We start from the raw sequence: 12895 nt of genomic DNA, 5'->3' as shown, positions 1-12895 counted from the left end.
ACAAATCTCCCTGTGGGAGCGGGCTTGCTCGCGAAGACGGCGTGTCAGCCACATCCATGTTGAATGACACAGCGCATTCGCGAGAAGACGAGGTCTGCAGGGTTTTGTGCAGCACCAAATGGCGCGTTGCCATTAGCGCCGTCTACACTCAAATCCACCATCGGAGGTAGCGCTCGGCAACGCGCCGGCAAAGGAGTGCGCCATGTCGCCTCGTACGCAGTTCAACGGCCCGGCCCGGCAACGCGGGGCGATCGGGTTGATGGCGGCTGCCACCCTCAGTCTGGCGCTGGTGTTGATGCTGTTGGTGGTCGACACCGGTCGGCTATACATGGAGCAGCGCAAGTTGCAGCGAGTGGTCGACAGCGCGGCGCTGGAAGCGGTCAGTCGCGGCGGCAATTGTCAGTCAGGCCTCAGCGCGGCCACGTATGCCGGGCAAAGCGCAGTGCGCAATGGCTACACCGTCGATACCAACAACACTCTGACGACCACCTGCGGCAGCGTGCAGACCGCGGCCAGCGGGTTGCGCGCGTTCACCGCCGATGCAACCCGGTCGAGCGCAATCAAAGTGGACGCCAGCCGCACGGTGACCACCAGTTTTGCCGGCGGGGTGCAGGCCCTGTTCAGCGGCTCGACGGTCAGTCTGAACACCACACTCAACGCCTCAGCCGTCGCCGCGCAACCGACCCCGACGGTTGCGCAACTGAACATCCGCAGTACGCTGGCGAGCATCAACACCGCCCAGTCGAACATTCTCAATCCGCTGTTCTCGGGGCTGCTCGGCGGCAACGTCAACCTCACGGCTCTGGGTTGGGACGGTCTGCTCAACACCGACATCAACCTGCTCAGCTACCTCAACCAACTGGCGATCAACCTCAACGTCGCCGCCGGCAACTACACGCAACTGCTCAACACCCAGGCCACGGTCACCCAACTGATTCAGGCGGCCGCGACGGTGGTGCAGCTCAATGGCGCGACCGCGACGGTGATCACTGCGCTGGGTCAGCTGCAGGTTGCGGCGATCAATGCTGCGCCGGTCAAACTCGGCGACATCCTGCAGTTGCAGACCGGCACCACCGCCGCCGGGCTGGATGCCAACCTGCAACTGCTGCAACTGATTCAGGGTGTGGTGCAACTGGCCAACAGCAAAAGCGCGGTGGCCGCGACCTTGCCGATCAGCGTGCTGGGGCTGGCGAATGTCACGGTGCGGGTCAAGGTGATCGAGCCGCCGCAGTTCTCGGCGATTGGTGATCCGGCGCGGGCCAAGGCCAACCCATTGGGGGCGGATCGGATTTATGTGCGCACGGCGCAGATTCGCACGATGCTCTCGGTGAATCTGCCGGTGTTGTCCGGGGTGACCGGGCTGGCCAATGCGGTGTTGGGGCTGGTCGGCACACTGACCCCGACCCTCAATGCGCTGCTGAGTCTGAATCTGGTCGACACGCTCAACTCCGTGCTCTGTCTGCTGGGCGCCGGTTGCGAGCAACTCGATCCGAAACTGCTGCCGAGCCCGCAAATCGATATCGCGCTGGATGCCGGCGGCGCGAAAAGTTATGTCACGGACTACAGCTGTCCGACCGGCACTACCGGCACCAAAAGCCTGACAGCCCACACCGTCACGTCGATTGCAGACCTCAAACTTGGCAAGATTGATCCGACCAACGCCTTTTCATCGGCGGCCGAGCCTGTGGTCTCGCCTTTACCGCTGGTGGATCTGGGCATCGTGACCTGCCACAAGATTCTCGGCCTCGGCAGTTGCGACGCCGCGACCCGTGTTCAATACGGTGCCGGCGGCATCGCGATCAAACTCGACACCCCGGTCGCGCAAAATTCACAGGACCTGGTGTTTTCCAGTGGCACGCCGTTCGCGACTCCGCCCAACCTCAAATTGCCCTCCAGCGTGCAATCGGCGATTCCCACCAACAATATCGTCGGTAGCCTGAGCAACACCCTGGCGGGTATCAACCTGATCGTTTACCAACCGGTCGGCAGCAACCCGCTCGGTGCCATTGTCACCGGAGTGGCCTCGTTGATCAGTGATGTCAGCAGCCGTTTGTTGCCCGTGGTGACCAGCGTGCTCAGCCCATTGCTCGACCCCTTGCTCAACAACCTGCTGAAAAGCCTGGGCATCAACCTTATGGACGTCGACGTCGGCGCCAACATGACCTGCGGCCAGACCGGCAAGGCCTATCTGGTGATCTAGGCGTCCGGGGCAATCGGCAACTCGATACAGAAACGTGCACCCTCCAGCGAGTTGCGCACGCTCAAATGACCACCCATGTTTTCGATGATGCCGTAGCTCACCGACAGCCCCAGCCCGGTGCCGACGCCCACCGGTTTGGTGGTGAAGAACGGTTCGAAAATCCGCTCCAGCAAGCGCGGGTCGATGCCGCCGCCGTTGTCCTCGACCCACAGCCGTACCTTGTGCTCGTCGCGCTCGGCATAAATCGAGATCCATGGCTTGAACGATGAGTCTTTCTCGCGTTTGCCGAGCAGCGCATCGCGGGCGTTGACCATCAGGTTGATCAGCACCTGCTCCAACTGATCGACGTAACCGCGCACCTGCACGCTGAAAGTGGTTTCGCTGATCCGCAGGTCGACGCCTTTGCCGCGCATGCCTTCGGCCAGCAACGACAAGGTGCCTTCGATGGCCGAGGCCGGGTTGAACAGTTGTTGCTCGATCTCCGAACGACGGCCGAACACGCGCATGTGATCGACCACTTTCGCGGCGCGCTGCACCTGGGCGTCGATGCGATTGAGTTTGTCGGTCAGATAGTCGATCTGCACATCGCCGTTGCCCAGACGCTTGAGCACGTTGACGATGGCCATGCGCATCACGTTCAGCGGCTGATTGATTTCGTGGGCGAGGCCGGTAGCCATTTCGCCGAGGGTGGCCATTTTCGCGCTTTGCGTGAGCTGCTGCTGCGAGCGCCGCACCTCGGTGTTGTCGCGGCCCACGGCCTGCACTTCAAGCAGGCGCCCGTGTTCATCGAACACCCCGCGATCAGACCATACCCACCAGGCGTGCTCGCGCCCGGGCAACTGCAAACTGATTTCGGCGGTGCTCACCGGCAGCTCCGGCGTCAGCAGTGCCAGACGCTGGACGAAGGCGGCGCGTTGTTCGTCGGACATCCAACTGCCCAGATCGACCCCCGGCAATTGCTCCGGGGTGCATTCCAGGTAGGTCGCCAGCGGCCGGTTGCCGAAGGTCAGGGTCAGGTCCGGGCGATAACGGCAGATCATCGCCGGAGAGTCTTCCACCAGAATCCGGTAACGCTCTTCGCTGTGTCTGACCTGTTCGGCGGCGAGGGTCGCTTCGGTGACGTCCAGCCACAGCCCGACGGCTTCGACCGGCAGACCAAGATCATTGCGCAGCAGTTTGGCTTCGTCGAGCAGCCAGTGGTAGTCGCCGCGTGCGTCGCGCAAGCGAAAACGCGCGCGCGCCGAGCCTTCGCGCAACAGTTGCCGGGTGCGAGCGAAATACAGCTCGCGGTCTTCGGGGTGAATCAGTTGCACCCAGTCGGCGGCGCAGCCCTCGGCCGGCGTCCAGCCCAGCAGCGGCTGCAGGCTGGCGCTGAAGAAGTCGGGAAGCAGCGCACCCTCGACGTAGCGCTGCACATAAATCACCGCCGGCGAACTGGCGATCAGGTTATCCAGCCGCGCATGGGCGGCTTCGGCGCGTTGATGCTGGTTCTGGATGTCGCTGATGTCGAGCATGAATCCCACCAGTCGCCGCTGTTCACCGGTGCCGGCGACCTGGCCCTGAACGCGATACCACAAGGGCGTTTGTCCGGGGCTGCTGCGGTGCAGGCGCACGCACAGGGTCAGGGGCTCGCCGTGCAATTGCAGGGCATGCAGACGACTGCGCAGTTCTTCGCGGTCGGCCGGATGAATCAGTGCCAGCCAGTCTTGCAGCGAGATGCGAGCACGGTCCGCCGGCAACACATCGAGCAGCGTAGGCGCCAGCAGCATGTCGTCGCCAAGCATTTCCCACCAACCGGTGCCAAGCAGGGTCTGCAGCGATTCGAGGCGTTCGGTGTAGTGATGATGTTGCTGTTCTCGCAGGCGGCTGAGTAACGGGCCGGCCAGTGCGCTGGTCAGGGCCATCCAGTCGCGGTCGTTCAGGTGCGGGGCGGCAACGTCCACGTTGTAGAAGCCGCAGAGCAGCCACGCGACCACCCCACGATCATCGCTGTAGGGCACGGCGAAACCATCGGCGTTGCCAAACGTGGCCTCCACCCGCGCGTGTTCGTACAAACCATGATGGGCGCCAAGGCGTTGCGGCGCGCTGCCGTTGAGGCTGTCGAGCGGCGTGCCCAGACGCTGGCCATCCTGCCACAGCAGCGGCGCGTCGTGGGCGCGATATTGCTCGTAGATCTGCCAGCCCTGTGCCTGTTCGTCGAGCAGGGCGATGGCCAGACACGGGATATGCCAGCGCTGGGCGATGGCCTGCAATTGCTCGCTGAGCACCATCGGCAAACGCGTCAGGTTGCAGACGCGCAGGTGTTCGCTGATCTGCCCGGCGAGGGCCTGACAGGTTTCACGATTGCGCGACTGCTGGCGCTCCAGCAGCAGGTCGCCGATGTCCATCAGTTGCAGCATCCAGCCCTCGGCCGAAGGCTGCACCCAACCGCGCAGGTGCAGGGTCTGATCGCTGAGGCCGGGAAAATCCAGATCGAGTATTTGCCCTTGCCAGTCCTGCGGGCGGCCTTCAATTGCCAACGTACTGTGCGCGAGTAAATAAGCCGACAACGGCAGCGGCGAGTCGTGGGGTGGCTGTTGCGCGAGTTGGTGGCGCAACGGCCCGGCGATCTGCAATACGCCGCCGTCGTGGTTCAGTTGCAGGTGCAGGCCCAGCGGCGGTGCGCCGAGATGATCGGGCAGTTCGTTGGCCGGCGGTGGCGCGCGCTTGAGCAGGCGCCCGAACAGATTGTCGCCGGCGGTCAAAATTTCAGGCTCGACGCGGCGGAGAGGGTGGCGGGCAGACTCGGCACTGCACCCACGCCCGGCAGCACCAGAAATGGAATGACCTGATTGAGCTTGCTGGTGGGGTAATCGACTCTGACCGTCAGCGTACCTTGAGTGGCGTCATACACCGCCGAGGTATCGACGCCGACCACCAGGTTCAGCGCGGATGGCACCCACTGCAACTGTTGGGTCAACGCGGTGTTGGCAGTGCTCACCACCACGGAAGCATAACCGGGAGTGTTGGGGTCGACTGCGACGCTGCGGCGCACCGCTTCAGATGTCGCCTCGTTGAAAGTCTGCATCAATACAAACGGCAGGCTGTAGCTGACCAGCGCGTAGAACACGGCAAAAAAAATCACGAATACCAAGGCGAATTCGATCGCCACTGCGCCTGCCTGTGATTTTGCGAAGCCGGTTTTCATGAGTGCGTCTACCCTGACTTTCACTGCGTAGTATCAGCATAGAATCATTCAGCAAAATCGGATGGATTTAACCGGATGCAGAGTTTAGTTCTCCTGATCTGGCTGGCCCTGTGCGCCGCCCAGGATGCCCGGCAACGGCGTATCGCCAATGTGCTGACGTTCGGTGCAGGAGCGCTGGCGCTGATCCATTTGCTGGCGACTGGCACCACCTGGTTCGGAGCCGATGCGCAGCAGGGATGGTGGGCCGCCGCGATCGCCCTGATGTTGACTGTTCCTGGGTATTTCATGGGCCGGATGGGCGCAGGCGATGTGAAATTAATGACAGCCATGGGCCTTGCGACGAACGGTTTATTCATTCTTTGTGCGTTTATCGGCGCTGGTATCGCCAGTCTGCTGTGGCTGCTCGTTGCGCCAAGAGTCTGGCTTCATATGAGTCAATGGCTTAGAGAACGTCTTCGATATTTAGAGCCAGGAGCGTCAAAGAAGCTGCCATTTGCACCGTTCGTGCTGGCAGGTGTATTGGCTTCGATACATTGGATCCATTAGTCGCCAGATGCCACTAGTCCTATGTACATAGTCGGAAAGTGCGTCTACTTTCAAATGAAGTGGTTACATCGCCAAAGTGCAGAAAAAGTCAGCTTTGGCCCGAGCAATGGAGTGGTTCGTGAACAAGCTTACGTCGGCGGTAAAAGTGCTCGTGGTCGATGATCAACCGTTGATCGTCGAAGAATTGTGCGAGTTTCTCGAAAGCAGCGGGTACCGCTGTGTGCCGTGTGAATCCAGCACTCAGGCGATCGAGCGTTTCAGTGAAGACGCCGAAATCGGTCTGGTGCTGAGCGACCTGCATATGCCGGACATGGATGGCATCCAACTGGTGCAGGAGCTGCAACGCATCAGCGGCAAACAACGGGTGTTCGAAGCGATCATGCTCACGGGGCGCGCCGACAAACAGGACGTGATCAAGGCCCTGCGTGCCGGGATTGCCGACTACTACCAGAAGCCGATCCAGCTGGATGAACTGCTCGAAGGCGTGAAACGTCAGGAAGCGGCCCTGCAAGAGCGGCACAAGAATGTCCAGTTGGGACACCTGAACCAGAAGCTGCAGTTTCTCTCGGAATCCATCGACGATCTCTACCAGGATCTGGACAAGGTCCGGCGCAATCCGGCGGCGGTGGTCAAAGACATGCTCGGCGGCGACGGCGCCGAAGCCGAGCAGGAGATCCCGGCGATCTTCAATCAGCTGTCGCCACGGCAACTGGATGTGGCGCGGCTGGTGGGCAAAGGGCAGACCAACTATCAGATCGCCTGCGAGTTGGGCATCACCGAAAACACCGTGAAACTGTATGTCTCGCAGGTCTTGCGCCTGACCCATATGCACAACCGCACCCAGTTGGCATTGGCGCTATCACCGAGTGCTTCGGCCGCCCGTCAGCGTGTGACAGCACACTGATCTTGATTGCCTGTTCCTCGCGGGCAGGCAGTCAATTCTTCCAAAAACACCCTGAGTGAATTACCCGGCCTGCGTCTTCGGTTTGGGGAACAGATTGTCCAGGGTTTCCAGCAGGCGCACGTGGTAGATCGGCTTGCGAAACAGGTCCAGCACCTGCAGGCGCAGCATGTCGCTGACGTCTTCCATGTCGGCATGTCCGGAGGTCACGATCACCGGCAGATGCTGGCGTGAGGTGTGCTCGCGCAGACGCTTGATCAGCGACATGCCGGACTCTTCCGGCATACGCAGATCGGTAATCACCAGGGCGATATCCGGAAAGCGGGTGAGGTGATGCAGGGCGAGTTTCACCGAGGTGGCGGTGTGACAGACAAAGCCCTCGCCCTCCAGTAACTCGGCCAGCTCAAGCAAAGCGTCCTCTTCGTCGTCAACCAGAAGCAACTGTTGGCGGGGGAGCGAGGAGGCAGTCATGGGCAGTCCCTGAAAAGCTGGAAGTGAGATCGAGTGTAGCGCGACATTCGCCGGACGCGACTCACATCAGGGGGTTTGTACCGGAGCGGTTTGCGAGGCTCCACCGAGCGCCACCAGAACATTGTTGAAAATCGCAAAGATTTTCGCGCCCAGGGGTGTGATGAACACCACCACCACGACCGCCACCATAGCCACGACAATCGCGTACTCGATGGCTGAAGCGGCTTCCGTACTGGCCAGAAAGGACCTCAGGCGCATGATCAGGTATTCAAGGATCATTGACATTCTCCTTAGTTACAACGGGAGATCGGACCTGTGAAATCCGATGACTTGCCAGTGCCTGAGCGCTGCTATGGGTGAGCATGGGACCGGGCACTGGAAGAGGGGCAAGGTTTTTGATCAAGGTGTCGGTCTGACCTGCGTAGCGCCACCGAGTTTGGTCAACACCAGGTTGAAAATGGCCAGCACCTTGTCGCCGATGGGCGTCACAAACACCACAACCACGACCGCCACCATTGCCACCACAATCGCGTATTCGATGGCAGATGCGCCTTCTTCACTTCTGCACAGCAGCCTGGCCCTGGCCAGTAGATAGTCGATGATCATCCGAAACATACGTCCACTCCTTTGCGCCTCTGGCGCCGATCCCACGCTACAGCGGCATGCTTTCACCGTGCTATCAGAGCATTGTCAACAAACCCCCGGTCAACAACTGTAAGAACGGATTAATCACAAAGGATTAACCAGAACGTTAGTCGAGCCAAACCCTGCAGTTAATTGGCCAGGACTCATACTTTAGTGAGTTATTTTCCTGTCAGAAATGGCGTTTTGGCTCGGATCAGCTAGCTTGGAAATAGCGAAATCGTTGCATGTTCATAGCTGCCTGATCGCGAAAAATTCTCTCGGCAGGAAGTGCAGGCTGTCGGTGCAGTGAGGAAAGGGAGAGCCGTCATGAACAGTCGCGTCACCATGGGTCTTGCAGCCGTTCTGCTGCTGGGGGCAATCGTCGTCGGCTACTGGGGCCTGATGCTCAGTCGGCAACCGGCTCCCGTTGCCCAAGTGCCTGCCGCCCCGGCAGTCGCCATGGAAAAAACCGTGGCCGCCGCCGAAGATCAGACCCGCCAGCCAGTGGTCGTGCTGTTGCACGATGTGCCGCCGTTCACGCCGCTCACGGCTGCCGATGTGGCGGTGGAGAAACTGCGCAGTGCGCCAGCCGGCAGCCTTTCCAGTGTCGAGCAAGCGGTGGGTCGCACGCCGTGGCGGCACTTGAGCGCAGGCACCTGGCTCAACGACGAAAGCTTTCAGGCCGGTGGCTCACTGGCGCGGATGATTCACAGTGATGAGCGTGCGCTGACCGTGGCCGTGGACGAAGTGATCGGCGCCGCCGGGCAACTGATTCCCGGCGACTACGTCGATGTGCTGCTCTACCTGCGTCAGGACGCGAGCAATCTGCAGCAGTCGGCGCAGATCGTGGTGCCGGCCATGCGCGTACTCGGTGTCGGTGAGCAATACGGCCTGACCAACGACGGACAACCCGCCACCCCGGCCTTGAGCGCCGACGAAAAACTCAAACAGGATCAACGCCGGATCGCTGCACGCACCGTGGTGCTGGCGGTGCCCGAACAATTGCTCAGCCGGATGATGCTCGCCACTCAGGTCGGCACGTTGCGCCTGGCCGTGCGCAGCAGCGAAGAACAGCGTCTGGCCAAGTACTGGGCCGGTGAAACCCAGTCACCGGCGCACGTGGACAACGCCAACAGCCAGCTCTTCCAGTTCACCCAACTGGCCCTCGGTGCCGCGCCAAAAGCGCCGGCCGCTGGCGGCCATGGCGGTGCGCGGCCGATGGAAGTGATCCGCGGCAATCAGCTTTCCCAACAAGCCCCATGACTGAGCAAGGATCCACGTGCATGCAGAGTCGATTCAGGCCGCTATTAACACCTGTCGTCCGGGCCTTGATACTGATGGGACTGTCGATCAACGCCGCCGTCGCGGCCACCGGCAATTGCTCGGCACTCGGCCGTATGCCGCCGGTGATCGAGATCGGCGAAGGCTTCCAGCAGGACATCCAGTCGCCCGTGGCAATCACCCGCGTGGCTATCGGCGACCCGAAGATCGCTGATGTGCACGACACCGGCAGCGCCTCGTTTCTACTCACCGGCGTGGCCCCCGGCGCCACCAGCCTGATGGTCTGGACGTCGTGCTCCAGTGAGCCGCGCCAGAGCATGGTGTTCGTCAAGGGCAGTGCCACTGCCGCACTGACCAGCGCCAGCAGAATGCCTTCCGATGATCCGACACTGCCCTCGCAAGTGCAGACCGACATTCGTTTCGTCGAAGTCAGCCGCACCAAACTCAAGGAAGCCACCGCTTCGCTGATCGGCACCCGGGGCAATTTCCTGTTTGGTTCGCCCGGTACGTTGCCACCGATCGATGGCGTGCCGACGCCGAGGCTGCCGGTGGATAACGGCCTGTTCAATTTCTCGTGGATCGGCGGCAAGACCATGGCGATCATCAACGCGCTGGAAACCAGCGGTTTCGCCTACACCCTCGCACGCCCCAGCTTGGTGGCGTTGAGCGGGCAGAGCGCAAGCTTTCTGGCCGGTGGTGAAATCCCGATTCCGGTGCCCAGCGCCGGTAGCGACAACGTGTCGATCGAGTACAAGGAGTTCGGTATCCGCCTGACCCTGACCCCGACCGTGATCAGCCACGACCGCATCGCGCTGAAGGTCGCACCGGAAGTCAGCGAACTGGATTTGAGCAACGCCGTGCAGATCGCCGGCACCACCGTGCCGGCCCTGACCATCCGCCGTACCGACACCAGCGTCTCGCTGGCCGATGGCGAAAGCTTCGTGATCAGCGGCCTGATCAGCACCACCAACAGTTCGCAGGTGAACAAGTTTCCGGGGCTGGGTGATATTCCGGTGCTCGGCGCCTTTTTCAAAGGCTCGCAGATCAGACGCGAAGAGCGCGAACTGCTGATGATTGTCACCCCGCACCTGGTGCAGCCACTGGCGGCGGACGCGCAACTGCCATCGCTGCCGGGGGAAAAACTGCGCAACTACGATCCGAATTTCTACCGCATGTTCTTCCTCGAAAACGGCAACTTCGACAAACGCAGTGGGCTGTCCCAATGAACCAGAACCTCAGCCAGACTTTTCTGGCGATCACCCGTAACAGCACCGATCTGGAGTGGCTGCAAGGCGCACTCGCGCCGCTGGGCCAAGTGGTGAGCGCCGGGGCCGGGAGCCTGGACGAGTTGCTGGCGCTGGTCGATGTCACCTTCGCCAGCCTGGTGTTCGTCGGCCTCGATCGCGACCATGTGGTGGCGCAGAGTGCGTTGATCGAAGGCGCGCTGGAAGCCAAACCGATGCTTGCCATCGTTGCGCTGGGCGATGGCATGGACAACCAACTGGTGCTCAACGCCATGCGTGCCGGCGCCCGGGATTTCGTCGCCTACGGTTCGCGGGCCAGTGAAGTCGCCGGGCTGGTACGGCGCTTGAACAAGCGCCTGCCACCGGTGGCGGCCAACACGCATCTTGGCGGCCTCACGGTGTTGTACGGTACGCAGAGCTATTGCGATGGCGCGCTGCTTGCCAACCATATGGCGCAGGTGGTGCAAAAGAGCGGACAACAGACCCTGCTGCTGGATCTGGGGCTGCCGCGCGGCGACAGCCTGGCGTTGCTCGGGCTCGAGAGTTCGTTCCACTTCGGCGATGCCTTGCGTCACTTGCGCAGGCTCGACGCGACCCTGATCGACAGTGCCTTCACCAGCGCTGAAGCGGGGCTGCGGATTCTGGCGTATGCCAGCAGCGACGAGCCGCTGGAAGGCACCAGCGCCGCCGAGCTGTACATGTTGCTCAGCGCCTTGCGCCAACACTTCCAGCACATCGTCGTGAACCTCACCGGGCAGTCCGACAGTGAAGCCTTGCGCACCTTTGTCAGCCACTGCGACAAGCTGATCTGGTACACCGATCAGAACGTGCTCAACTGCCGCCGCAACCTGGCCGTGCTCAATCTTTGGCGCGAGAAAGGCATGAAGCTCGACCACGCGCGTTTGCTGGTGGACGGCTATCTGGGCAGCGTTGCCCCGGATGCTGAAACCCTGGGCAAAACCTTCAACCTCGAAGTGATCGCGGTATTGGCGGCCAACGCCGAAGTGCGCCTGAACGCCAAGAACCAGGGCGTCAGCCTGTTCGAACTGGCCCCGCGGGAAAAACTCACGCAAAGCCTGCGTGCTCTCGGCGAGCGTCTGGCCAAGCGCTCCGAAGGCCTGGCCAAACCCAAAGTCACCTGGTTCGACCGCTTGCGAGGCACCTCATGAACGCGGAAAAACTGTTCGGCGCGGTGCAGCGCGGCGCGACCGGTAATACCGATCACGAAGGCCTGAAACTGGTCCTGCACCGCTACATCATCGACGCCATCGAAGAGTCGGGGAAAAACCTGCTGGAGGGCTCGCGCCAATTGCTGGCGCAGTTTGTCACCGACAAGGTCGCCGAATACATCGCCCGCCTGCACCTGGCGATTTCCCGTTACGAGATGGAGCGGCTGGCCGAAGAAATCGTCGACGAACTCACCGGTTTCGGCCCACTGGAAGTACTGCTGCGCGATCCGTCGGTGACCGAGATTCTGGTCAACGGCCCACACCGGGTGTTCATCGAGCGCGACGGTGTGTTGCATCAAAGTGACCTGCGCTTTATCGATTCGCACCACGTCGAACGGGTCATGCAACGGATTCTCGCGCCACTCGGGCGGCGTCTCGACGAGTCCTCGCCGATGGTCGATGCGCGTTTGCCGGACGGCAGTCGGGTCAATGCGATCATCCCGCCGATCGCGCTCGACGGCCCCTGCCTGTCGATTCGAAAGTTTCGCAAGGACATGCTCAAAAGCAGTGATCTGATGGCGATGCAGACCATCGATCTGGCGATTTTCGAGTTCCTTCAGGAGGCGGTCGGCAAGCGTTGTAACGTGCTGATCAGCGGCGGTACCGGCACCGGCAAAACCACGCTGCTGAACATCCTCAGCCAATTGATCAACCCCCACGAACGTCTGGTGACCATCGAAGACGTCGCCGAATTGCAGCTCAGCCACCCGCATGTTGTGCGCCTGGAAACCCGTCCGCCGAATGCCGAGGGCCACGGCGAAGTCAAGGCCAGCGACCTGATCCGCAACGCCCTGCGCATGCGCCCCGACCGGATCATCCTTGGCGAGATTCGTGGAGTCGAGGTGGTCGATGTGCTGACCGCGATGAACACCGGTCACGACGGCTCGATGAGCACCGTACACGCCAACAATGCCCAGGATGCGTTGCTGCGGTTGGAGACGCTGGTGGGGCTGACCGGTCGCTCGATCGCCGAGCGCACCTTGCGCCAGATGATCTGCGCCGCCCTCGATGTGATCATCCAGCTGACTCGCATGCCCGACGGCCGCCGCTGTGTCAGCGAGGTGGTGGAAGTGGTCGGCATCCGTGAAGACGTCTACGTCACCAACACCTTGTTTCGCCTTGATCGGCGCACTGGTTTCGGCTTCCTGCGCGAAGCGGTCAATCCGGCGGGCGACAAGTTGCGCTACGAGACCCACCTGGGCTGACCGCATG

General features: G+C 61.6%; 12 protein-coding genes. 7 read left to right on the top strand and 5 right to left on the bottom strand.

Annotation, left to right across the window (positions count from 1 at the left end; genetic code table 11):
- The first annotated feature begins 202 nt into the window (after positions 1–202).
- Positions 203–2200: a pilus assembly protein TadG-related protein gene (locus QRN61_RS20530; protein WP_115988288.1), complete on the top strand. Its 1998-nt coding sequence runs from the start codon at positions 203–205 to the stop codon at positions 2198–2200.
- Here the strand turns inward: QRN61_RS20530 and QRN61_RS20525 are convergent.
- Complete coding sequence (locus tag QRN61_RS20525; RefSeq protein WP_285375104.1) at positions 2197–4944, bottom strand: PAS domain-containing sensor histidine kinase; 2748 nt, start codon at positions 4942–4944, stop codon at positions 2197–2199. The two genes, QRN61_RS20530 and QRN61_RS20525, sit on opposite strands and share 4 nt — an antisense overlap.
- Complete coding sequence (locus QRN61_RS20520; RefSeq protein ID WP_007963015.1) at positions 4941–5387, bottom strand: TadE/TadG family type IV pilus assembly protein; 447 nt, start codon at positions 5385–5387, stop codon at positions 4941–4943. The genes QRN61_RS20525 and QRN61_RS20520 overlap by 4 nt, the downstream gene beginning before the upstream one ends.
- 75 nt (positions 5388–5462) lie before the next feature.
- Between QRN61_RS20520 and QRN61_RS20515 the strand changes: the two genes are divergently transcribed.
- Positions 5463–5933: a prepilin peptidase gene (locus tag QRN61_RS20515; RefSeq protein WP_097089922.1), complete on the top strand. Its 471-nt coding sequence runs from the start codon at positions 5463–5465 to the stop codon at positions 5931–5933.
- A gap of 118 nt (positions 5934–6051) precedes the next feature.
- The gene (locus QRN61_RS20510) at positions 6052–6837 is read left to right on the top strand and encodes a response regulator transcription factor (RefSeq protein ID WP_285375098.1); all 786 of its coding nucleotides are present in this window, start codon (positions 6052–6054) and stop codon (positions 6835–6837) included.
- Between the two features lie 60 nt (positions 6838–6897).
- Here the strand turns inward: QRN61_RS20510 and QRN61_RS20505 are convergent, their stop codons facing one another.
- The 3 genes from QRN61_RS20505 to QRN61_RS20495 all read right to left on the bottom strand — a co-directional run bounded on the left by QRN61_RS20505 (position 6898) and on the right by QRN61_RS20495 (position 7920).
- The gene (locus QRN61_RS20505) at positions 6898–7305 is read right to left on the bottom strand and encodes a response regulator (protein ID WP_095138201.1); all 408 of its coding nucleotides are present in this window, start codon (positions 7303–7305) and stop codon (positions 6898–6900) included.
- Positions 7306–7371: 66 nt separating this feature from the next.
- The gene (locus QRN61_RS20500) at positions 7372–7584 is read right to left on the bottom strand and encodes a Flp family type IVb pilin (protein WP_134785354.1); all 213 of its coding nucleotides are present in this window, start codon (positions 7582–7584) and stop codon (positions 7372–7374) included.
- 120 nt (positions 7585–7704) lie between these two features.
- Positions 7705–7920 (bottom strand): Flp family type IVb pilin, encoded by a 216-nt coding sequence (locus QRN61_RS20495; protein WP_414888930.1) that lies wholly within the window; start codon positions 7918–7920, stop codon positions 7705–7707.
- Positions 7921–8256: 336 nt separating this feature from the next.
- On the opposite strand from QRN61_RS20495, the gene cpaB reads away from it, so the two are divergent.
- Genes cpaB through QRN61_RS20475 form a run of 4 tightly spaced genes read left to right on the top strand, consistent with a single transcriptional unit; the run spans position 8257 to position 12888 of the window.
- Positions 8257–9192 (top strand): Flp pilus assembly protein CpaB, encoded by a 936-nt coding sequence (gene cpaB / locus QRN61_RS20490; RefSeq protein ID WP_282412495.1) that lies wholly within the window; start codon positions 8257–8259, stop codon positions 9190–9192.
- 20 nt (positions 9193–9212) lie between these two features.
- The gene (locus QRN61_RS20485) at positions 9213–10436 is read left to right on the top strand and encodes a type II and III secretion system protein family protein (RefSeq protein ID WP_096794833.1); all 1224 of its coding nucleotides are present in this window, start codon (positions 9213–9215) and stop codon (positions 10434–10436) included.
- On the top strand, positions 10433–11623 hold the full coding sequence (locus QRN61_RS20480) for a CpaE/TadZ family protein (RefSeq protein WP_097089925.1): 1191 nt from the start codon (positions 10433–10435) through the stop codon (positions 11621–11623). The genes QRN61_RS20485 and QRN61_RS20480 overlap by 4 nt, the downstream gene beginning before the upstream one ends.
- Complete coding sequence (locus tag QRN61_RS20475; protein ID WP_285375089.1) at positions 11620–12888, top strand: TadA family conjugal transfer-associated ATPase; 1269 nt, start codon at positions 11620–11622, stop codon at positions 12886–12888. Before QRN61_RS20480 ends, QRN61_RS20475 begins: the two co-directional genes overlap by 4 nt.
- The last annotated feature ends 7 nt before the right edge of the window (positions 12889–12895 follow it).

The organism is Pseudomonas sp. lyk4-TYG-107, assembly GCF_030209055.1.
GTDB classification, from domain to species: domain Bacteria; phylum Pseudomonadota; class Gammaproteobacteria; order Pseudomonadales; family Pseudomonadaceae; genus Aquipseudomonas; species Aquipseudomonas putida_A.
This window is presented reverse-complemented; position numbering and strand designations above follow the sequence as displayed.